Source organism: Allobosea sp. LjRoot237, from assembly GCF_964253285.1.
GTDB lineage: Bacteria > Pseudomonadota > Alphaproteobacteria > Rhizobiales > Beijerinckiaceae > Allobosea.
This window is the reverse complement of record NZ_CAXUQP020000001.1, coordinates 1,447,176-1,469,191: the sequence shown is the minus strand read 5'-3', so window position 1 is coordinate 1,469,191 and position 22,016 is coordinate 1,447,176. Positions and strand designations below refer to the sequence as shown.

18 protein-coding genes and 1 other RNA gene are annotated in these 22,016 nt (G+C 67.7%); 16 read left to right on the top strand and 3 right to left on the bottom strand.

Features of this window, described 5'->3' with window-relative positions:
- The first annotated feature begins 55 nt into the window (after positions 1 to 55).
- From ACSQ24_RS07100 to ACSQ24_RS07060, 9 genes are all read left to right on the top strand, one after another.
- A complete protein-coding gene (locus ACSQ24_RS07100) occupies positions 56 to 925 on the top strand; it encodes a branched-chain amino acid ABC transporter permease (protein ID WP_436094006.1) in 870 nt (289 codons plus the stop codon).
- A complete protein-coding gene (locus tag ACSQ24_RS07095) occupies positions 922 to 3,459 on the top strand; it encodes a branched-chain amino acid ABC transporter ATP-binding protein/permease (RefSeq protein ID WP_436094005.1) in 2,538 nt (845 codons plus the stop codon). The genes ACSQ24_RS07100 and ACSQ24_RS07095 overlap by 4 nt, the downstream gene beginning before the upstream one ends.
- Positions 3,460 to 3,478: 19 nt before the next feature.
- The gene (locus ACSQ24_RS07090) at positions 3,479 to 4,285 is read left to right on the top strand and encodes a shikimate dehydrogenase family protein (RefSeq protein ID WP_436094004.1); all 807 of its coding nucleotides are present in this window, start codon (positions 3,479 to 3,481) and stop codon (positions 4,283 to 4,285) included.
- 11 nt (positions 4,286 to 4,296) lie between these two features.
- Positions 4,297 to 6,048 carry an FAD-dependent oxidoreductase gene (locus ACSQ24_RS07085; protein ID WP_436094003.1) on the top strand — a complete coding sequence of 584 codons (1,752 nt, stop codon included), beginning with the start codon at positions 4,297 to 4,299 and terminating at the stop codon, positions 6,046 to 6,048.
- Positions 6,048 to 7,766 (top strand): FAD-dependent oxidoreductase, encoded by a 1,719-nt coding sequence (locus ACSQ24_RS07080; RefSeq protein ID WP_436094002.1) that lies wholly within the window; start codon positions 6,048 to 6,050, stop codon positions 7,764 to 7,766. The genes ACSQ24_RS07085 and ACSQ24_RS07080 overlap by 1 nt, the downstream gene beginning before the upstream one ends.
- Before the next feature lie 19 nt (positions 7,767 to 7,785).
- Positions 7,786 to 8,400, top strand: a complete 615-nt coding sequence (locus tag ACSQ24_RS07075) for an NIPSNAP family protein (protein WP_436094001.1) — start codon at positions 7,786 to 7,788, stop codon at positions 8,398 to 8,400.
- Between the two features lie 15 nt (positions 8,401 to 8,415).
- Positions 8,416 to 9,279, top strand: a complete 864-nt coding sequence (locus ACSQ24_RS07070) for a sugar phosphate isomerase/epimerase family protein (RefSeq protein ID WP_436094000.1) — start codon at positions 8,416 to 8,418, stop codon at positions 9,277 to 9,279.
- On the top strand, positions 9,276 to 9,983 hold the full coding sequence (locus ACSQ24_RS07065) for an SDR family NAD(P)-dependent oxidoreductase (protein WP_436093999.1): 708 nt from the start codon (positions 9,276 to 9,278) through the stop codon (positions 9,981 to 9,983). Before ACSQ24_RS07070 ends, ACSQ24_RS07065 begins: the two co-directional genes overlap by 4 nt.
- Before the next feature lie 259 nt (positions 9,984 to 10,242).
- Complete coding sequence (locus ACSQ24_RS07060) at positions 10,243 to 11,079, top strand: nitroreductase family protein (RefSeq protein WP_436093998.1); 837 nt, start codon at positions 10,243 to 10,245, stop codon at positions 11,077 to 11,079.
- Positions 11,080 to 11,354: 275 nt separating this feature from the next.
- Here ACSQ24_RS07060 and thyA read toward each other — a convergent pair whose 3' ends face one another.
- Positions 11,355 to 12,257, bottom strand: coding sequence for a thymidylate synthase (gene thyA, locus ACSQ24_RS07055; RefSeq protein ID WP_436093997.1), 903 nt, complete (start codon positions 12,255 to 12,257; stop codon positions 11,355 to 11,357).
- A 524-nt stretch (positions 12,258 to 12,781) separates the two neighbouring features.
- Here thyA and ACSQ24_RS07050 point away from each other — a divergent pair.
- The 6 genes from ACSQ24_RS07050 to ACSQ24_RS07025 all read left to right on the top strand — a co-directional run bounded on the left by ACSQ24_RS07050 (position 12,782) and on the right by ACSQ24_RS07025 (position 16,436).
- Complete coding sequence (locus ACSQ24_RS07050; RefSeq protein WP_436093996.1) at positions 12,782 to 13,078, top strand: PepSY domain-containing protein; 297 nt, start codon at positions 12,782 to 12,784, stop codon at positions 13,076 to 13,078.
- A gap of 91 nt (positions 13,079 to 13,169) precedes the next feature.
- Positions 13,170 to 13,555, top strand: a transfer-messenger RNA (tmRNA) gene (ssrA, locus tag ACSQ24_RS07045).
- Between the two features lie 289 nt (positions 13,556 to 13,844).
- Positions 13,845 to 14,465 (top strand): SspB family protein, encoded by a 621-nt coding sequence (locus ACSQ24_RS07040; protein ID WP_436093995.1) that lies wholly within the window; start codon positions 13,845 to 13,847, stop codon positions 14,463 to 14,465.
- 18 nt (positions 14,466 to 14,483) lie between these two features.
- Positions 14,484 to 15,878 (top strand): class II fumarate hydratase, encoded by a 1,395-nt coding sequence (gene fumC, locus ACSQ24_RS07035; RefSeq protein ID WP_436093994.1) that lies wholly within the window; start codon positions 14,484 to 14,486, stop codon positions 15,876 to 15,878.
- Positions 15,879 to 16,005: 127 nt separating this feature from the next.
- Entirely contained in the window at positions 16,006 to 16,197 is a 192-nt protein-coding gene (locus ACSQ24_RS07030) for a DUF4169 family protein (protein ID WP_436093993.1), read from the top strand.
- A complete protein-coding gene (locus ACSQ24_RS07025) occupies positions 16,194 to 16,436 on the top strand; it encodes a ribbon-helix-helix domain-containing protein (RefSeq protein ID WP_436093992.1) in 243 nt (80 codons plus the stop codon). The genes ACSQ24_RS07030 and ACSQ24_RS07025 overlap by 4 nt, the downstream gene beginning before the upstream one ends.
- Here ACSQ24_RS07025 and ACSQ24_RS07020 read toward each other — a convergent pair.
- The gene (locus ACSQ24_RS07020; RefSeq protein WP_436093991.1) at positions 16,420 to 17,328 is read right to left on the bottom strand and encodes a LysR family transcriptional regulator ArgP; all 909 of its coding nucleotides are present in this window, start codon (positions 17,326 to 17,328) and stop codon (positions 16,420 to 16,422) included. The two genes, ACSQ24_RS07025 and ACSQ24_RS07020, sit on opposite strands and share 17 nt — an antisense overlap.
- Positions 17,329 to 17,420: 92 nt before the next feature.
- Between ACSQ24_RS07020 and ACSQ24_RS07015 the strand changes: the two genes are divergently transcribed.
- Entirely contained in the window at positions 17,421 to 18,029 is a 609-nt protein-coding gene (locus ACSQ24_RS07015; RefSeq protein ID WP_436093990.1) for a LysE/ArgO family amino acid transporter, read from the top strand.
- A gap of 246 nt (positions 18,030 to 18,275) precedes the next feature.
- Here ACSQ24_RS07015 and ACSQ24_RS07010 read toward each other — a convergent pair whose 3' ends face one another.
- Entirely contained in the window at positions 18,276 to 21,989 is a 3,714-nt protein-coding gene (locus ACSQ24_RS07010; protein WP_436093989.1) for an AsmA family protein, read from the bottom strand.
- Between the last annotated feature and the right edge of the window lie 27 nt (positions 21,990 to 22,016).

Sequence of the window (22,016 nt, the reverse complement as noted above, 5' to 3'; positions counted from 1 at the left end):
CGGGCCGATCCCTGACGCGCGGCCATGACGCCGCTCTCCGCAGGATCGATGCGCCATGCTCGACATGATCTTATCCCAGGCCGTGAATGGCCTGGTGCTGGGCTTCCTTTACGTGCTGATCGCGGTCGGGCTCTCGATCATCTTCGGGCTGCTCGGCATCGTGAACTTCGCCCATGGCGCCTTCTTCGCCATCGGCGCCTATCTTGCCCTCGTGCTGAACCGCGAGTTCGGCTGGGCGGTGGCGCTGCTCGCACCGGTGCTGACCGGCGCGCTCGGGATGCTGGTCGAGAGGGTGCTGATCCGCCATCTCTACGGCAAGGAGCCGCTGCTCGGCCTGATCCTGACCTTCGCGCTGGCGCTGCTGTTCGAGTCGCTGCTGCGGATGATCTTCGGCGGCGCGCCGCTGCCTTTCGCGGCGCCGCGCTTCCTCTCCGGCTTCGTCGAATACGGGCCGGTCCTGATCACCAAATACCGGATGTTCGTGCTGGCGGTGACTGTCGCCGCGCTGGTCGGCTTCTGGGCCTTCCTGACCTACACGCCCTTCGGCCGGATCATCCGGGCGGGCTCGCGCGACGCCGAGATGGTCGGGCTGCTCGGCATCAACCTGCCGGTCGTGTTCAGCTTCGTCTTCGGCATCGGCTGCTTGCTGGCCGGGCTCGCCGGCATGCTGGCCGCACCGCTCTGGACGGTGAACCCGACCATGGCGGCCGGGGCCATCATGCCAGCCTTCGTGATCGTGACGATCGGCGGGCTCGGCTCCTATGCCGGCGCCATCGTCGCCGGCCTGCTCGTCGGCCTGACCACCGCCATGACCATCCAGTTCCAGCCGGAATGGGCGGGAGCGGCCATGTACGTCCTGATGGCGGCCATCCTGCTCGTGCGTCCGCGCGGCCTGTTCGGCGAAAAATGGGAGCGCTTCGAGTGACCGCCCGTCAGCTTTTCCGCCACCCCGCCCTCTTAGCCGGGCTCGTCCTATCCGGCCTCACCCTGCTCTGGCTCGCGCTCAGCGCGCCCGTCGGGCTGATCACGCAGATCGCGATCTACACGCTCTACGGCATGGGCGTGAACCTGCTCGTCGGCTATACCGGGCTCGTGCCGTTCGGCGCCTCAGTGTTCTTCGGCTGCGCCAGCTATGCGCTTGCCTTCTTCGTGCTCGGCCGTGTCGCGACCGATGTGGTGGCGCTGGTGCTGGCGGTGCTGTTCTCGCTCACGCTCGCCCTCGTCATCGGCGCGCTGATCCTGCGCCGCAAGGGCCTCTACTTCTCGCTGCTGACGCTGGCCTGCTCGCAGATCGCCTTCGAGGTCGCGTTCAAATGGACCGCCGTCACCGGCGGCGAGAACGGGCTGCAGGGCGTTGCGCGGCCCGCTTTCGCGTCGGACCTGTCCTTCCATGTCTTCGCCGTGGCGAGCGTCGTCCTCGGCATCGCCCTGCTCTGGCAGATCGTGCACTCGCCGTTCGGCCGGGCGCTGCAGGCCGTGCGCGACAACGAGCAGCGCGCCCGCAGCCTCGGCTTCAACGTCTATCTACTGCGGCTCGGCTCCTTCGTCCTGATGGCCGGCTTCGTCGGCTATGCCGGGGCGCTGCTGACGCTGCTGCTGCAGGGCGTCTACGCCAACAACCTGAGCTGGCAGCATGCCGGCGACGCGCTGCTGATGACAGTGCTCGGCGGCGTGCACCACTTCCTCGGCCCGCTCTGGGGCGCGATCACCTTCATCATCATGGAGAACCGGCTCTCGGCCATCACCGAGAACTGGTGGCTGATCTTCGCGCCGATCATCATCCTGTTCGCGCTGCTCTCGCCGGAAGGCATCCAGGGCCTGGTGCAGCGGCTGCTGCGGCGCGAGCGCTGGACACTGACCCGCAACACGATCCCGCCGCGGCCCGCCATCATCGCGCCCTATGAGAGCGCCGCGCAGGCGATGGATCCGCAGCGCCCGATCCTGGAGACCAAGAAGCTGAACAAGCGCTTCGGCAGCCTCGTCACGGCCAAGGACATCGACCTGGAGGTCCGGCCTTTCGTGCTGCACTCCCTCATCGGGCCGAACGGAGCCGGCAAGACGACCTTCTACAACATGCTCACCGGCGTGCTGCCGCCGAGCGAGGGCAAGATCCTGTTCGAAGGCCGCGACATCACCAGGCTGCCGATCCATATCCGAGCCCGCCTCGGCATCAGCCGATCATTCCAGATCCTCTCGATCTTCCCGAATCTCAGCGTGTTCGAGAATGTCCGCATCGCCGTGCAGGCCCAGCGTGTCGGCGCGCGCGGCCTCATCGCCGACGCCCATCGCAACGAGGAGGTCAACGGCCGGACCTGGTCGATCCTCGACGCGGTCGGCCTCGCCGACAAGGCCGCCTTGCCGAGTCTCGACCTCCCGCACGGCGCCAAGCGCCTGCTCGAGATCGCGGTCACCCTGGCGATTGAATCCAAGCTCCTGCTGCTCGACGAGCCATTGGCCGGCCTCGCCGAGGCCGACCGCATCGTCGTCGCCGATCTGATCCGTCGGCTGGCGCAAAAGCACGCCGTGCTGCTGATCGAGCACGACATCGACCGCGTGCTGGCGATCTCCGACCGCATCTCCGTGCTGCATCAGGGGCGAATCATCGCGGACGGCAAGCCGGCCGAGGTGGCGAAAAATCCCGAGGTCATCTCGGCCTATCTCGGCGCCGCGAAGGGCTCCGACCAGATCGCGCCGGCAGTGGAGCGCAAGGTCGATGCAAAGGCCGGGCTGCTGCTCGATGCGCGGGACATCGCCGTCGGCTATGGCGGCAGCACGGTGCTCTCCAATGTCAGCCTGACGGTGCGCGAGGGCGAAGCCGTCGCCCTGCTCGGCCGCAACGGCGTTGGCAAGACGACGGCGCTGCGGGCGCTGACCGGCAGCCTGGCGCTCGACGCGGGGACGATCTCGTTCGGCGGCACGCCGCTGGCGACGCTGCGCCCCTTCGAGATCAACCGGCTCGGCATCTCGCTGGTGCCGGAAGGGCGGCGCCTCTTCCCGAACCTGACCGTGGTCGAGAACCTCCAGCTCGCCGCGCGTCCGGGCGGGATCGGGCTGGAGGAGGTCTTCCAGTTGTTTCCGCGGCTGCGCACGCGCCAGGCGGCCAAGGCCGAGAACCTCTCGGGCGGCGAGCGCCAGATGGTCGCCATCGCGCGCGCTCTGATGGTGCCGAGCAAGCTGATCCTGCTCGACGAGCCCTTCGAGGGGCTGGCTCCGGCCGTCGTCAACGAGGTGATGGCGGCGCTGGTGAAGCTGCGCGGGCGCGTCGCGATGATCATCGTCGAGCACCATGCCGAGACCGTGCTGCCGATCGTCGATCGCGCCTATGTGCTGGTCAACGGCCGGATCGCCTTCGGCGGAGGCGCCGCCGCGCTGGAGCAGGACCACGCCCTCCAGGCCCGCCTGCTCGGCGTGGTGCATGCCGAGGACCCGGCACCGGCAGCCCATGCGGCTGCAATCTGACGCGGAGATCGAGAGTACGATGGACTTCAACATCACAGGCGCGACGCGCCTCAACGTCATCATCGGCGACCCGATCGCCCAGGTGAAATCGCCGGCCGGCATGACGGCCGCCTTCTCTGCGCGCGATCATGACGCGGTCGTCGCGCCCGTCCGCGTCTCGTCCGAGGATCTGAAGGATTTCCTCGAGATCGCCAACCGGCTGCCCAACCTCGACGGCATCATCGTCACTGTCCCGCATAAATTCGCCTGCTACGAGCACTGCGCCAGCGCGACGGAGCGGGGCGAGTTCCTCGGCGCGGTCAACATCCTGCGGCGGCGCAAGGACGGCGCCTGGCATGGCGAGATGGTCGACGGGCTGGGCTTCGTCGGCGCGGTGAAGGCGCAGGGCTACGAGCCCGCCGGCAAGCGCGCTTTGCTGATCGGCGCCGGCGGGGCTGGCTCGGCGATCGCGCTCGCTCTGATCGATGCCGGCGCGCGCGAACTTGCGATCCACGATGCCGACGCTGCCCGGCGCGACCGGCTGATCGCGCGGCTCAACGCGAGGGACAAGCTCAAGGTCGTGCCCGGTTCGCCTGATCCGACCGGCTTCGACCTCGTCGCCAACGCGACGCCGGCCGGCATGAAGCCGGGCGACGCCCTGCCCGTCGAGATCGACAAGCTGGCGCCGGGCACCTTCGTCGGCTGCGTCATCACGGTTCCGATCGTGTCACCCTTGATCGAGGCGGCGCGCCGACGGGGCTGCCCGACCTCGACCGGCAGCGAGATGTACCAGGCGCTGCAGGGCGCGATGGTGGATTTCCTGATGGCCGGCGAGAGGCTCGGCTGAGGAGGCGCCCGATGTTCACCACCTTGGACACCGTTCCTGCGGACGCGACTTACGACATCGTCGTCGTCGGGGCCGGCGGCGGCGGGCTGGCGGCGGCAGTCTTCGCCGCCATCGCCGGCAAATCCGTGCTCGTCGTCGAGCGTACCGACCATGTCGGCGGCACGACCGCGCTCTCGGCGGCGACGACCTGGATTCCGAACTCCATGCATGCGGGCAAGGTCGCGACCGACGATAGCTTAGAGAAGGCGGCCGCCTTCCTGACGGGCGTCGTCGGCAATCGCTCACCAGCCCATCTGCGCGAGGCCTTCCTCAAGAGCGGCCCGGAGGCAATCGCGACTCTGGAGGCCAAGACCGATGTCAGGTTCCGGCCCTACGCCACCCATCCCGATTACGAGCAGCAGGTCGAAGGCGCGACGATGCGCGGGCGGGCGCTCGAGCCGATCCCCTTCGACGGCCGCGAGCTGGGCGGCGATCTCGCCCGCATCCGCCCGCCGATCCCGGAATTCACGCTGTTCGGCGGCATGATGGTCGACCGCACCGATATCGGGCATCTGCTCGGGCTGAAAAAATCATGGACATCCTTCCGCCATGCTGCGGCGATCCTCTGTCGCTATGGCCTCGACCGGCTGAAGAGCCCGCGCGGCACGCGCCTGGTCATGGGCAATGCGCTGGTCGGGCGCCTGCTGCTGACGCTGAGGAAGCATGGCGGAGCTGTCCTCACTGGCACCTCCGTATCGGAATTCCTGACCGATGCCGGCAACGTGACGGGCGTGGTCCTTACGCAAAATGACCGGACCCGGCGGATCGCAGCGCGGCATGGCGTGGTGCTCGCGGCCGGCGGCTTCAACCGCCACAAGACCCGGCGCGCCGAATTGCTGTCCGCGCCGACGCCGGCGCTCAGCCCCTCGGCTCCCGGCCATACCGGCGAGATGCAGGATCTGGCGATCGGGCTAGGCGCGCGGCTCGGCGAGGGCAATCTCGACAATGCCTATTGGGCGCCGGTCTCCGTGCGCAAGCGGCCGGATGGCAGCACCGCCGTCTTCCCGCATTTCGTGCTCGACCGGAGCAAGCCGGGCACGGTCTGCGTCGACCCGCGTGGCCGGCGCTTCGTCAACGAGTCGACCTCCTATCACCTCTTCGTGCGGGCGATGTTCGAGGCCAACCAGAGCGCGCCGACGATCCCCTGCTACATTATCACCGACGCGGTCGGGCTCCGGAAATACGGGCTCGGCCAGGTCCGGATGGGCACGAAGAACCTCAAGCCCTATCTCGACGACGGCTATCTCGTCGAAGGCGCGACCGTCGCGGCCCTCGCCGGCAAGCTCGGCATCGATGCGGCGACGCTCGAGGCGACCATCGCCAATATGAACGCCTATGCGAAGACTGGGGTCGACCCGGAATTCGGGCGCGGGACCACCGCCTATCACCGCGCCAACGGCGACGCCTCGCAGAGCCCCAACCCGACGCTGGGGCCGATCGCGACCGGGCCTTTCTATGCGGTCAGCCTCCAGCCCGGCGATATCGGCGCGGCGACCGGCCTCGTCATCGACGAATGGGCCCGCGTGCTCGATGGCGAGAATAGGCCGATCGGCGGGCTCTATGCCTGTGGCAACGAGGCGAACTCGATCATGGGCGGAACCTATCCCGGCCCGGGCATCACCATCGGCCCGGCGATCACTTTCGCCTATCGGGCGATGCAGCACGCGCTGGGGCAGGCGCAGACCGCGGCGCAGCCGAGGCCGCACCGGGCAGATGTCGCCTGATGGCGGCGACGGGTGAACTCAACTGCGATCTCCTGGTGGTCGGCTCGGGCGCGGGGGGGCTCGCGGCGGCGGTGACCGCCGCCTGGCTCGGGCTCGACGTCATCGTGATCGAGAAGGAGGCGCAGTTCGGCGGCACCACCGCCTGGTCGGGAGGCTGGATGTGGATTCCGCGCAACCCGCTGGCGCAGGCCGCCGGCATCCGCGAGGACATCGAGGCGCCGCGCCGCTACCTGCGCAGCGAGCTCGGCGACGGCTATGACGAAGCCTTCGTCGACATGCTGCTGGAGCAGGGACCGCGCATGGTCTCCTTCTTCCAGGACGAGACCAGCCTCGCCTTCATCGACGGCAACGGGATCCCGGATTTCCATGACGGCTCCGACGGCACGGCGCTGGGCGGCCGCTCGATCTGCGCGGCCCCTTTCGACGGGCGCCGGCTCGGGGAGCGCATCAAGGATCTGCGCTCGCCTCTGGCCGAAGTCGCGCCTTTCGGCATGAACATCGGCTCGGGCGCCGATCTGCAGCATTTCCTGAAGGCGACGCGTTCCCTGCCCTCCTTCCTGCATGTCGCGCGTCGGCTGGCGCGCCATGCGCTCGACCTCGTCGCCCATGGCCGGGGCATGCATCTGGTCAACGGCAATGCCCTCGCCGCCCGCCTGCTCAAATCGGCCGACGATCTCGGCGTTCGCCTGATGGCCGCGACGCCGGCGAGCGCGCTGATCCGCGAGGGCAGGCGCGTCGTTGGTGCGATGGCGAGCGTGGCGGGCAAGGCGGTTCCGATCCGGGCCCGGCGTGGCGTCGTGCTGGCGGCGGGCGGCTTTCCGCATGACAGGGCACGCAAGGCGCAGCTCTTTCCGCATGCGCCGTCGGGCAGCGAGCACTGGTCCGCCGCACCGCTCGCCAACAGCGGCGACGGCATCCGGCTGGGCGAGACGGCCGGCGGCCATGTCGACATCGACCTTTCGGATGCCGGGGCCTGGGCACCGGTTTCGCTCGTACCGAAGAAGGATGGCGAGCCGGCGCGCTTTCCGCATCTGGTCGAACGCGCCAAGCCCGGCCTCGTCATGGTGAGGCGCAACGGAAGACGCTTCGTCAACGAGGCGGATTCCTATCACGACGTGATGAAGGGGCTGTTCGCCGCGACGCCGCCGGGCGAGACCTGCGAGGCTTGGCTGATCTGCGACCATGCCTTCCTGCGCCGCTACGGGCTCGGCCGGGTGCGGCCGCGCCCGTTCCCGATCGGGCGCTGGCTGGGCAACGGCTATCTGCGCCGCGGCCACAGCCTCGGCGATCTCGCCCGTGGCTGCGGCATCGACGCCGCCGGGCTGGAGCAGACGATGCGCGCCTATAACCGCGAGGCGGCGCATGGCCGCGACCCGGAATTCGGCAAGGGCAACTCGCCCTATAACCGCGTGCAGGGCGAAGCCTCGCACAAGCCCAACCCCTGCATCGCGCCGATCGCCGCCGCTCCGTTCTACGCCGTGCGGATCGTGCCCGGGAGTCTGGGCACCTTCGCCGGGCTGAAGACCGACGCCCATGCCCATGTGCTCGACGCCCATGAGCGCCCGATTCCGGGGCTCTATGCCGTCGGCAACGACATGGCGAGCATGATGGCCGGGCGCTATCCGGCCGGCGGCATCACACTCGGTCCCGCCATGACCTTCGGCTATGTCGCCGCCCACGACGCGGCCGGCGTCCCCCTCGACAACAATCGCTCCTGAAACAGCCGGAAAAACCGCCATGCGCTACGAGATCGCCACCCTCACCGTCCACCTGGGCAAGACCGCGAACGTCATCGCCGGCATCGAAGCCTATGTGAAGGCGCCCGAGGCCAGGGGGACCCTGCTCGGCTGCTGGACGAGCGAGATCGGCGCGCTGAACGAGATTTTTGCCCTGCGCGGCTTCACCGACGATGCCGAGCTGCAGGCCGAGCGCCACCGGGCGCTCGACACCACGAACCCGTTCGGGGCCGGCGAGCACATCGAAGCCCTGACATTCGACAGCTATGCGCCCTTCCCCTTCCTGCCGCCGATCCAGCCCGGCAAGCTCGGCAACGTCTACGAGATCAGGACCTACCGGCTGAAGCATGGCGGCGTGCCGGCCACCATCGCCGCCTGGGAGGCGGCGATCCCCGAGCGCATCAAGCTCTCACCGCTGGTGATCGCGATGTATGCGCTCGACGGGCCACCGCGCTTCACCCACATCTGGCCCTTCGCCAGCCTCGATGCGCGTGCCGCCGTGCGGGCCGATTCCGTCGCAAAGGGTATCTGGCCGCCCAAGGGCGGGCCCGCCTGGCTGACCGGTGAGATGCACTCGACGATCACGCTGCCGGCCGCGATCTCGCCGCTGGCCTGACCGAGGATGCCAGCGATGAATCCGATGTTCTCGCTCGCCTATCTGACGAGCGTCCCGCTCGAGCCACCCGAGGCGATCTCGATCGCAGCCGAGCTCGGTTATGACGCGGTCGGCTTGCGGGCGCTGCCGGCCGCGCCCGGCGGCGAATTCAGCCGCCTGATCGAGGATGCGGCGCTGCTGGCGGAGACGAAGCGGCGCATCGCCGATACCGGTGTCTCCGTCTTCGATGTCGAGATCGTCCGGCTGGGCGCCGATTTCGCCGTCGAAACGGTGCTGCCCTTCCTGGAGACCAGCGGAGAACTCGGCGCACGCGCCATCCTGGTGGCCGGAGACGATCCCGACGAGGCGCGGCTGACGGCCTCCTTCGCCGCCTTCTGCGAGGCGGCGGCGCCGTTCAGACTGACCGGCGACCTCGAATTCATGCCCTGGACGAAGGTACCCGATGCTCGCGCCGCGCTGCGGATCGTGACCCATGCGGCGCAGCCCAATGGCCGCGTTCTGGTCGACGCCCTGCACGCCGGCCGCTCCACCACGACGCTGGCCGACATCGCCGCGATCCCGGCCGGGCTGTTGAGCTACGCCCAGATCTGCGATGCGCCGGCCGAGATTCCGACGACCGACGCCGAGTTGATCCACACGGCGCGCTGCGCGCGCCTGTTGCCGGGTGAAGGCGGCGTCGACCTTGTCGGCATCTTCACGCAATTGCCGGCGGCGCTGCCGATCAGCGTCGAGGTCCCGCATCTGGAGCGCTGCGCCGCGCTCGGCCAGCGCGAATGGGCAAGGCAGGCGCTGGCCGCGGCGAAGGCGCTGCTGGCGCGCCGCGACGAGGCGGTGACGAAGGGCGCGAGCTTGAGACGGGACGAAGGAGCAACCGCATGAACGCCATCGACCTCCACGGCAAGGTTGCGCTGCTGACCGGCGGATGCGGCGGCATCGGGCGGGCCGTGAGCCAGCGCTTCGCCGCTTCGGGTGCGACCGTCGCGATATGGGATCTGAATGAGGCGGCCGACGACAGGATCGACGTCACCGACGAGGCCTCCGTCGAGGCCGGCATGGCGCGGCTGCTCGGCCGTCACGGCCGTCTCGACATCCTGGTGAACTGCGCCGGGATCACCGGCCCGACCGTGCCGATCGAGCGCTACAGCCTCGCCGACTGGCGCCGCACGCTCGACATCAATCTGACCAGCACCTTCCTGTGCTGCCGGGCGGCCGTCCCGCTGATGCGGCAGCGCAATGCCGGGCGGATCGTCAACCTCGCCTCGATCGCCGGCAAGGAAGGCAATGCGACGATGACCGGCTACTCCGCGGCGAAGGGCGCGGTGATCGCGCTGACCAAGGCCCTCGGCAAGGAACTCGCCGATACCGAGGTGCGGGTGAACTGCCTCGCTCCGGCCGTGATCGCGACCGAACTGGTCAAGCAAATGTCGGAGGAGACCTATCGGGCGGTCACCGCGAAAATACCGCTCGGGCGTCCCGGCCGCCCCGAGGAAGTCGCGGCGATGATTGCCTGGCTGGCCTCGGACGAGTGCTCTTTCTCGACGGGTGCCTGCTTCGATCTCTCCGGTGGCAGGGCGACCTACTGAAGTACCGTCACAGGCCCATCGCTCAGCCCATGGTTAAGATATCGCCGCCCTGATCGACGAGGGACAGCTCTATGCTAACCCGCTGATATTGCCGCGGCTCTGAGTGCCGGCATGCCCGATGCGAGGCTGGGTGAAGCTATCCGCGCCGTGGTCGTTCCGAGAGAAGGTGTTAAGCTCGCGTCATAGAAGGTCCGCGCTTGGCTGGCTGAGCGCATTGAGCGTTTTAAACCTGCCGGAAATCGTAGCAAACGAGGGTTTGATGACGGGTGTCAACGCTAGGGCCTTCGCCGACCGCTTCGGCGTCACTTCGGACAATCCGGCCTTCGATTCGCTTCCTCCAGAGCTCGCACGCATTCTCGCCCGAAGGACGCATCGGGCTTATGCGGAGCGGCCGGTTCCGCAGGATTTGATTGAAGCGCTGCTGGCCGTTTCACTCTCGGCATCCTCGAAATCGGACTTCCAGCAAGCCTCCGTCGTCATTGTAAACGATCGCTCGTTGCGCGCCGACATCGCAAGGCACTTCCCCGCGATGCCATGGATCGGGGAATCGCCTCGGTTTCTCGTGTTCTGCGGCGACAGCCTACGCCTGGAGAAACTCGGCGCATTGCGCGGGCATCACCAGAGCAACCGCAATCTCGAAGGCTTCCTGAACGCGTCGGTTGATGCGGCACTGACCATGCAGGCCTTCGTCCTGGCCGCCGAAATGGCAGGGTTGGGCTGCTGCCCGATCAGCGTGATTCGCAACAAGATGCCGCAGATGGCGCAACTGCTCGGGCTGCCCGACGGCGTCTTTCCGGTGGCGGGGCTCTGCGTCGGCTATCCTGCTGGTGATGGGCACATATCGATGCGCCTGCCGATGTCTGTCACGGTTCATCATGATCGCTATGACGATAGCGAACTGACGTCGGAGATCGAGGCTTACGATACACGGCGCGAGGCAGTTCATCCCACAGAGCCCGATCGGCAGCGAAATCAAGCCCGCTTCGGTATTGCATCCTCATATGGGTGGTCCGAGGACAAAGCCCGACAAGCCGCAGATCCCGAGGGCGCAGCGTTTGCGAAGTACATATTGGATGTGGGCTTTGACATGTCGTGACAGAGAAATGAAACATCTCTGCTCCGGCAAGAAGACGCTGATCCGTACGATCAACCGCCTCGAAGCCTTTTCTCGTAATCCTCGAATATGCTGAGTAGAAAAGTCGTATAGCCCCGACTTGCTCCGAGTTCACTGGCGTAGTGGGCGCAGCTGATTTTTCCAGCTCTCGACGTGTCGATCGTGCTGGTGGCAACATCAGCGCCTAATAGCCTTCTAAAGCCCCCCGCCGCTAGCTTGGCTCGGTCAACTATTCAGATTGAACCAAGGGGCGTCGGTTACACCGCGACGTCGGCCTTGATGGCGGCGTGGGGCGAATACCCCTCCACCTCGAAGTCCTCGATGCGGTAGTCGTCGATGCTGGCCGCCTGGCGGTTCAACCGCATCGTCGGGAACGGCCGCGGCTCCCGTTCCAGCTGTCCCTGTGCCTGCTCGAGATGGTTGAGATAGAGGTGGACATCGCCGCCGAACCAGACGAGCTCGCCCGGCTGCAGGCCGGCCTGCTGCGCGATCATCAGCTGGAGCGCGGTCGCACCGACCCAGTTGAACGGGACTCCGAGCAGCAGGTCGGCCGAACGCTGGTAGCACAGCGAGTTGAGGCGCCCGTCGCTCGTGACATGGTATTGATAGACCATGTGGCACGGCGGCAGCGCCATTGAGCTCAGCTCCGGCACGTTCCAGGCGTGGAAGAGCATGCGCCGGCTGGTTGGATTGTTGCGCAGCGTCCTGATCAGATCGGTGATCTGGTCGTGCTCACGCCCGTCGGCCCCGAGCCAGCGCCGCCATTGCTTGCCATAGACCGGGCCGAGATCGCCCCAGCGCGCCGCGAAGCCATCATCCTCGACGATGCGCCGCTCGAAATCGGTCTGTGAGATGTCCTCGCCGGTCTCGCGGCGATAGATCGCAAGCGGCCAATCGGTCCAGATCCGCACGTTCTCGCGGACCAGCGGCTGGATATTGGTCTGGCCGGTCAGGAACCACAGCATCTCCTTCACCGCAATCTTCCAGAAGACGCGCTTGGTGGTGAGGATCGGCGCCGTGCCGTCCGAGAGATCGAAGCGGGCCATCGCTCCGAAGATCGAGCGCGTGCCGACGCCGGTCCGGTCGATCCTCTCGTCGCCGCGGCTCAATACGTCGTCGACGAGGTCGAGATATTGCTGCTCTGGATGCCTGCGGACCACTCCCGCCTCCACGATAATGGCACAACGGCCGGGACGATTCCGGCCTCGTCGGCGCAGCTTCTCCCACAGCTCTCACGATAATGACAGGGATCGTGAACGACCGGGATATTGCAATGCCGCAGGGCCGCCCCAATCTGAATGCCTGATGAACAGAAGGGGCGCTTCGGGTTTGCGCTTGGAGCATCGGATTTAGAGCCTCTAACAAAACCTGAGCAGATCTGGATGGGCCTTGGAGGAGCCGAATGCCAGGAGGAGCGCGCAGCCGATATCCTTCGATATCGGCAAGTCGGTCCGACGCCGCAGGCGGCCCTCCAAGGCCCACCTTCGGCACCGGGAATTCGCCCGCCCGCGGCGTTGCGCCGCTTGCCGATACCAACGGTATCGACTGCGCGCCGCTCCTGGCGGATCGGACGAATTGCCGGCGTCCAGACCTGCTCAGGTTTTGTTAGAGGCTCTAAGGTGGCTTCCGGGTTTCCGGAACGATCCGATGCTCCATCAAAAACCCGGCTGATGAGGACCGTATCATGAGCAGACTATCCATGCTGGCCGCGCTGCTTCTGGCAGTCGGCATGGCGGGGCAGGCCTCGGCTTCGGCTTGGGCCGACAGCAAGCCCCATAATCCGGCCGCCGCCACCGCGCCGAGGATCAGCGAGGCGCAGGCTCGCTCCATCGCCTTCAAGCATGGCCTCGTCCATGTCGAGGAGATTGCCCTCGCCGACTGGCGCTGGGAGATTGCCGGGCGCGCCCAGGGCGGCATCGAGGTGACTCTCGATCTCAATGCCTATGACGGCTCGGTGATCGGCGGCGCGGCAGCGCCCTGATCGCACCCTGTTCGGGAACGGCGCAGGCCACAGGGCTTTTCCTGTGGTTTCTGCGCCGCCTCCGCAGAAATTAGCCGGGACGGCGTTCTGCTCTCTTTCCCCGCGCGCACTCAGTCCCTATATTCCGCTTGCCGTCCGCAAGGTCGGCTATGGCGATAAACGGACGTCGGAATAAGCCTTTCGGACCCGGGGGCGGTACCCGGCGCCTCCACCACAGCCCTGCGGCGCGAGCGGCAGGGACTTGCAGCCACCAGGCTGCAGGGCTGCGGCGGGGGCGAAATAGGATCGACGAGGGTGTAAAGGTCGTTCTTTTGCTCGGCATGGTTCCGCCGTTATCGGGCCAAAAGCATAGTTGCCAACGACAACAATGCTCGGGTTGCTGTCGCCGCGTAAGCGGTGCTGGTTCCCAAACCAAAGCCCTTGCGTTTAGCCGCGTAAGGCGGGGCTCGGAGGCGCCTGGCAACAGAAGCCTCCACTTTTCTGCCTGGGCCTGCACGAAGCAGTACCGGGCAGCGGAAGCAGCTGGCCTCTTTTGCATGAGAGGCGCTCTAAACTAATGGAATTGGTCACGTTTTTTCGTTTCGGGGCGCTTCCCTCCGGTCGCGGCGTGATCTAGAGCAGGATGCGAAAAAGTGGGGACCGGTTTTTCGCATGAATCCTGCTCCAGCTTTTTGATGAGAGACGGATTCAGATTTCAAATGGCATCGCATGGCGATCCCTTTGAAATCATCCGGCTCTAGAGGAGCGGAAACGGAATCCGGACGCGATGACCAAGGATATTCTCCGCTACGACCTGATGGTGCAGGACGCGCTCAAGGGCGTCGTCCGCAAGATCCTGTCCGAGGCGGGCCGCGACGGGCTCCCGGGCGATCATCATTTCTACATCACCTTCCGGACGACCGCGCCCGGCGTGCGGCTCTCGCAGCGCCTGCGCGAGAAGCACCCGGACGAGATGACGATCGTCCTCCAGCATCAGTTCTGGGACCTGAACGTCAGCGATCATGCCTTCGAGGTCGGCCTCTCCTTCTCCGGTGTGCCGGAGCGGCTGCTGATCCCTTATGACGCGATCACCACCTTCTTCGATCCGTCGGTCCAGTTCGGCCTGAAGTTCGAGACGCAGGATGCCGCCGGCGAAGCGCCCGCGAGTGAGGCGCCCGCACCGGTGAAGGGGCCGCGCGGCGCCGCCTCCGAACCCAGCGTCGCCCCTGCGGCACCGCTCGCATTGCCCGCCAAGGCGCCAGCGAAAGCGTTGCCAGCAGCCAGGTCGAAAGCCGAGGCAGGCGAGACCGGCAAGCCCGATGCTCCGGTTGACGAGAAAGCGGCCGAGGCCGAGGACGAAGGCGGCGCCCAGGTGGTCAGCCTCGACGCCTTCCGCAAGAAGACCTGAGATCTAAGGACTCCCCCTATGACCGGATTCCGTAGCGAGACCGATTCCTTCGGTCCGATCGATGTCGCCGCCGACCGCTATTGGGCGGCGCAGACGCAGCGCTCGCTGCAGAACTTCAAGATCGGCGGGCCGGCCGAGCGCATGCCGCTGCCGCTGGTGCATGCGCTGGTCATGGTCAAGAAGGCCGCCGCGACCGTCAACGCCAGGCTCGGCCTGCTCGACGCGACCGTCGAGAAGGCGATCGTTCAGGCCGCCGACGAGGCGCTTTCTGGCACGTTCGACGAGCATTTCCCGCTCGTCGTCTGGCAGACCGGCTCCGGCACCCAGTCGAACATGAACGTCAACGAGGTGCTGGCCAACCGCGCAAACGAGATTTTGGGCGCCGGCCTCGGCAAGAAGAGCCCGGTCCACGCCAACGACCACGTCAACAAGGGTCAGTCCTCGAACGACAGCTTCCCGACCGCGATCCACATCGCCGCCGCGCTCGCCGTCTCGAATGAGCTTCTGCCGGCGCTCGGCCGGCTGAAGGACGCTTTCGCTGCCAAAGCCGAGGCCTACGCCGATCTCGTCAAGATCGGCCGCACCCATCTCCAGGACGCGACCCCGGTGACGCTCGGCCAGGAATTCTCCGGCTATGTCGCGCAAGTTCAGCTCGGCATCGCCAGGATCCAGCAGACCCTGCCCGGCCTGCTGGCGCTCGCCCAGGGCGGCACCGCGGTCGGCACCGGCCTCAACGCCCATCCCGATTTCGCCAAGGCCTTCTCGGCTGAGGTCGCCAAGCTGACCGGCCTGCCCTTCCGCACCGCCGACAACCTGTTCGAGGCGCTGGCCAGCCACGGCGCCATCTCCTACAGCCATGGCGCGCTGACCGCGCTCGCCATGGATCTGTTCAAGATCGCCAACGACATCCGCCTGATGGGATCCGGGCCACGCTCGGGCCTCGGCGAGATCAGCCTGCCCGAGAACGAGCCCGGCTCGTCGATCATGCCGGGCAAGGTCAACCCGACCCAGGCCGAGGCCCTGACCATGGTCGCGACCCGCGTGCACGGCAACCAGGCGACCGTCACCTTCGCCGCCAGCCAGGGCCATTTCGAGCTCAACGTCTTCAAGCCGGTGATCGCGCAGGCTTTCCTGCAATCGACCCGGCTCCTGGCGGACGCGGCCGACAGCTTCCGCATCAATTGCGTCGAGGGCATCGAGCCCAATCGCGAGCGTCTTGCCGAGTTGCTCTCGCGCTCGCTGATGCTTGTCACCGCGCTGGCCCCCGCGATCGGCTACGACAAGGCCGCCAGCATCGCCAAGGCGGCCCATCACAACGGCACGACCCTGCGCGAGGAAGCGCTGAAGGCCGGCGTCGATGCCGAGCTCTTCGACAAGACCGTCGTCGCCGAAGACATGCTCAGCCCGGGCTGATACCAAGGGGCATGCGAATGACCCTTGGTATTCCGCATGTGGATGGCTCACGCGATCGGCCGCATGTGAGACATCCACATTGGAGCAACGGCCTGACGCGTCAGCGTCACTGGCCGTTGGCATAACGATGGCCAAGATTGTCAATCTCCGCCGCGCCCGCAAGGCTCGCGATCGGGCAACGGCCGAAGCGCAGGCGGCGCAGAACCGGATCGAGTTCGGCCGGACCAAGGCCGAGCGCAAGCTGACCGAGGCAGAGAAGACGCTCGCCGAGCGCCGCCTCGAAGGTCATCGCCTGACCGACGACAAGGACGAGGCGTGAGCGGCCTGCGCAAGCGCTCCCTCGCCATCGCCGGCCATCGCACCAGCGTCTCGCTCGAAGAGCCGTTCTGGGAGGCACTGAAGGAGATCGCCGCGACCGAGAAGCGCCCCATAGCCAGCCTGGTGATGGAGGTCGATTCCGGCCGGGGCGAGCTCAACCTCTCCTCGGCGCTGCGGCTGCGCGTATTGGCGCATTATCGCGGGCGCTCCGAAGCCGCGCGGATCATCCCCGCGGATTGACGAGCAGGCGCCGCGCTGTCTCGACCACCGCGCGCGTCAGATCCGCCAGGCGGTCCGCCGCGATCCGATTGACCTGCCAGAACAGCGGTATGTCCAGCGGTGTACCGGGCATGAGTTCGCGCAGTCGCCCGGCGGCGAGAGGCTCCCTCACCAGCAATTCGGGATTGGCGCACCAGCCGATGCCGAGCAGGCTCGCTTCGACGAAGCCCTGGGTCGAGGGCACCCAATGCACGGGATGACCGGGGCTTTCGCCGAGCGCGAGCTCCATCCACTGGCTTTGCAGCCGGTCCTTCTGGTTGAAGACTAGGGAGGGCGCTTGCGCCAGCGCCGGCAGCGTCACGCCCTCGGCGAAATAGCGCGCCATGAAGTCCGGGCTCGCCGTCGCGAGGTAACGGAGCGAGCCGAGCGGGATCACGCGGCAACCCTGGATCGGCTTCTCCAGTGCCGTGACGGCGGCAAGCACCCGCCCCTGCCGTAGCCAGTCTGCCGTATGCTCCTGATCGTCGACGGCGATATCAAGCAGATGCGTGCTCCGGTTCGCGAAGTCCGCCACCGCGCCGAGGAACCAGGTTCCCAAGCTGTCGGCATTGGTGGCGACCCGCAGCGTGACGCGCTGCGGCGGCAAACCCGGTTCGGCCAACGCCGGCAGCTGCATCATCAGCTCGCCCTCGAGCAGGCCGACCTGCTCCATATGGCGGCAGAGCCATTCGCCCCGTTCCGTCGCGATGCAGGGTTGGCCCCTGATGATCAGCACGGTCCCGAGCCGTTCCTCGAGCTGCTTGACGCGCTGCGAGACGGCCGAGGGCGTGACGTTCAGCGCCTGCGCGGCTTTTTCGAAACTACCCGTTCTGACGACGAGGGAGACGGCCTGCAAAGCGGGATAGTCGAGCATGACATTAGCTCTGCTTAATCAGAGTTATAATGTTTAACTACACTAAAGCACGTGGAGCGCCTAGGCGAGATGGAGAAACAGGACCGCCGCCCATGCTTCTTTCCGTCTATGTCACCGGCCTGACCATGGGCCTCAGCCTGATCGTCGCCATCGGCGCCCAGAACAGCTTCGTGCTGCGGCAGGGCCTGCGCAACGAGCATGTCTTCGCCATCTGCCTCACCTGCGCGTTGTCGGATGCGGTCCTGATCCTTGCCGGCGTCGTCGGCCTGAAGCAGGCGACGGCGATGCTGCCCATGCTCGAACCGGCCCTGCGCTATGGTGGCGCCGCCTTCCTGGTCTGGTACGGGGCGCGCAGCCTGCTCTCGGCTTTGCGCTCATCCGAGGCGCTTGCAGTCGGCACCACAGGCGGCGCGACCTTGTCCGCCAGCCTCGTCACCTGTGCTGCCCTCACCTGGCTCAACCCGCATGTCTATCTCGACACCGTGCTGCTGATCGGCAGCATCGCGAGCCAGTTTCCCGGGCAGGAACTGGTCTTCGCCGCCGGCGCCATGACCGGCTCGTTCCTGTTCTTCTTCGGGCTCGGCTATGGCGCTTGCTGGCTGCGCCCGCTCTTCGCCGATCCGAGATCCTGGCGCATTCTCGACGGCATCGTCGCCGCCACCATGTGGGCGATCGCCTTCAAGCTCCTTCAGGGCGGTTGATCGACTCTTGTCCCTGCAGGCCTCCATCCGTCATTGCGAGCGAAGCGAAGCAATCCAGGAGGACGTAGAGTACTGCCGCTCCTGGATTGCTTCGTCGCTATGCTCCTCGCAATGACGGTTCTCGCGCTTCACAAAGGCGCCTCCCGAGCAAACAATCACAGGTAAGAACGTCGTCAAATCAAGATCTTGCATGCAGCGCTTGAATCAACCCCGCATGCGCTTGAATCAGTTTGCCAGCGGCTTGGATCAGTTCTGCAGGGGCGAGCGCGACAGCGGTCGCGGCACCGACTGGATATCGAGCGGCGGCGGCAGCGGCGGAGCCTCGCTGCGCGGCCTGACATACGGATCGCCCGGAATATAGGAGGGCGGCGCCCCTTGCAGGATCATCGGCCCGGGTCGCCCCTCGATCGCGGCGCGGATCGCAGCCTGCCTCGCCCGCTCCTCGGCTTCGACCCTGCGCCTGTCCTCATCCGCCCGGCGGCGGTCCTCCTCGGCCCGGCGCGTCTCTTCCAACCGCTTTGCAGCCTCGAGCTTGCGGGCCTCCTCTACGAGGCGCGCCTCTTCCAGCCTGCGGGCGATCTCCGCCCTGCGGACCTCCTCGGCTTGCCTTGCTTCCTCTGCGCGCCGTGCGATCTCGGCCTTGCGTGCCTCCTCCGCAAGCTTGGCCTCCTCGGCCTTGCGCGCTTCCTCAGCCCGCTTCTCCTCGGCGATGCGGCGCTCCTCCTCCGCCTTCAGGAACTCAGCCAGCTTACGCTCGTTCTCGCGCAGCTCGCGCTCGGCCCGCAGACGCCGGACATTCATCGCCCGCTCGCGCTGATCCGCCTCAAAGGCCTCGACCCGTTCGATCTCGCGCGCCAGCGCCCGCGCCGCCACCACGTTGGAAAGCGCTCCGACATCGGTCTCGCGCTTGGGCGCCTCCAGCGGCCCGCGCCAGGCGACGCCGACCTGCGGCAACTGTTCGGGCCAGCCCTTCGGCGCCGCGCCGAGCGGGCGGAGATTCAGGCGTAGATCGGTCGTCATCGCCCGCCAGTCGACCAACCCCGTGGCGTCGGCCCGGAGGCCGGCACGCTCGACACTGACGGGCGACACGCGCAGCACGCCGGCCGCCTGGGTAAAGGGGATGGTGACGTTGCCAAGCGGCCAGCTCGCCTTCTCCAGCGCCGCGCCGATCCGGTCCTGCAGGCGATCCGTCTCGCTCTCGGAAGCATCCTCGCCCGTCGCGGCGATCACCTTGGAGATCGCGGAGGGGTCGAAGCGCGCCATGCCGGCGCCCGAGACGCTGATCGAGCCGGCTCCGCCGAGCGCCGCGATTAATCGCGCCGGGCTCTCGCCGGAGCCGCCGGCCTCGAAGCTGCCCGAGAGCCTGCCCGTGAGAGCGCCCTTGGTCAGCGCAGAAAGGTCGAGCCCGGCCAGGCCGAGCTTGCCGGCGACCTGCGCCAACCCACCATCCCGGCGCACCGTGAGCCGTCCGTTGACGTCGCCACCGGCATGGCCACCGCGGAGATTGTCGAACGTGAGCCCATCGGGCCCTGCCGAGAAGTCGAGGCGAGCCTTGGACAACGCGATCCTGTCGGTCAGCTCGAGCCGATCGGCGCCGAGGGCGAGCCTGATCTCGCCCAGGGCCGTGCCGCCCTGGAAGCGGCTCGGCGACCACTGACTCCCGCTGACCGGCTGGGCTTGGCCGAGCACGGCCGCAAGCACCGGCTGCAATGCGAGCGACGGCAGGTCGAGCTTCCCGCCAATGCCACGCTCGGCCGAGAAGCTCAGCGCGCCGCGCGCCGCCTTGCCGCCGGCATTGACGACGAGATCGTCGAGCCTGGCTTCCTCGCCGAAGGAGACGCGCCCATGCGCGTCGAGCACCCCGTCCGGAACCAGCCGCGCCAGCCCCTCGGGCAGCACCTGCCCCGGCCCATCGGCCTGGAGGCTCAGCCGCGCTGCATCGCCTGCGCCTTCGAGCACGAGCATCAGCCCCGGCCCGGCAAGCGAGCCGACCGGGCCGGCGGCGCCGAAGCCGAGCGTAAGCTCGCCTGGTCCGCCCCGCGCCGGACGCGGCAGCCCGAAGGCGGCGAAGGCGCGGCGACGGTCGTCGAGCGAGAGTTTTACATCGCCGCCGCTCCACTGGCCGGCTGCGTCGAGCTTGCCGTTGAGTGAGAGCCGGCCGGCCTGGGCCGAGCCCTCGGCGATGACGCTGGTGTCTCCGTTCGGCGCGCGTGCCAGCTTGAAGCCGGCATCGATGCCGGCGAGCCCGTCCTCGATCCGCGGCAAGACGCGCCGCAGTCCTTCCGGCAGCAAAGGCCCGGCCAGCGCCGTCAGCGCCGCGAAACGCGGGGCGCGCACCCGCCCGGCGATTTCGCCGCCGCCCGGCAGCAACGCGCCCTCACCCTCGACCTTGACGCCGCCGAAGCCGTCGACGGCCAGGCGGCTGAGGCGCCAGTCCGAGCCCTGACGGGTCAGTGCAAGCCGGGCCGAGCCCGGCGCCGCCGCCAGGTAGCGCAGGCCATTCAGGGTAAGATCGAGCGCAAGGTCGCGCCGGCCGGTGAGTGCGTTCAGGCTGTCGCCTGGTGGCAAGGTCGACAGGTCAAGCCCGTTCAGGGTCAACTTGGCATCGAGGCGGCCCGCCGTGATCGCACCTGAGCCTTCCAGCCGCGGCCCCGAGCCTGCCCGCGCAGTCAGGCGCGTAACCGCGAGTTGTTCCTGGCTCCAGTCCAGCGCGGCCGTGCCATCGACGCTGCGCAGGGCGGCAAAGCTGTCGGCCAGCCCGGCCTCGACGCCGAGCCGCGCCAGGGCCAGCGCCGCACGGCGCGCATCCGGCGCCTTCGCCTCGACCGTGCCGCGAAAACCCTGGCCGTCCAGCGCGCCACGCGCGTCGAGGACGGCATTGGCGATCCTGACCGTGGCACTCCCCGCGTCGAGCCCGTCACGATCGAGCTTGCCGCGCAGGGCAAAGCCGCTGAAATCCTCGCCGCGCCAGGCGATCTGGTCGAGCTCGAGCGAAAAATCGACCTGTCCCGGCAGCGCCTGCAGGGCGCGCTGATAGCCCGGCCGCTGGGCGAGCGCCTCGATCAGCGCGTCCGCGTCGAGCCGGCGTGCCTTGAGTTGGACGCTAACGGTGCTGTCAGCCGGATTGAATGAGCCCTCGCCTTCCAGCCGCGCCGCGCCGCCGGCGATGTCGACGGCAAGGCCAGAGAAATCGAGGCGCCGGCTGTCGCCACTCACCCGTCCCGCCAGGCTGACGGCGCCGCCGGGTGCCATGGTGAAGCCGCCTTCGAGCCCGGGCCGGACACGCCCCTCGGTCGCCCCGAGGGTCAGCGAACCGTCGAAGCCGAACTGCGCCTGCTCGCCGGTGACCGACAGCTTGGTGCGCAGCCGCCCATCGGCCTCGACCGCGCCGGTGACGAAGCGCACGGACGAGCCGGCAACCTCCCCTTCGACGCGCCAGGGTCCGTGCAGGCTGACGGCGGAGACATCGAGAGACAGCGGCGCCAGTGTCTGCGCCGCCGTGCCGGGCTCGCGCCAGATCACGGCCGCCCGCCGGATCGCGAGACGGTCGATCGCCGTTTCGCTCGGCAGGCCCGTTCCCTGGCGGACCGGCAGGGCGATCGCGCCGGTCTCGTCGGCGACGAGGCTGAGCGTCAGCCCATCCGCTTCGGCCTCGACCAGCCTGAACTCCCCGCGTGCCAATGGCGCCAGAGCAAGCTCGGCTGTCAGCGTCTCGACGGTGGCGCTGCTCGCACCACTTTCGCCGGAGCCGAGGCGCACCTGGCCCAGCACCAGTCGCGGCGATGGCAGCAGCCGCAGCCCGATTTCGCCGGCGACACGCGTCTCCACGCCGAGCGCGGCGCCGATGCGCTGCTCGAAATGGGGCCTGTACTCGCGCCAGTCGACGAAGCCCGGCCCCACCAGCGCAGCCAGCAACGCCGCGACGAGCAGCCCGGCCAGGAAGGTCAGGGCCTCACGCACGCTCTTGCATCAATCCTCGAAATGTCG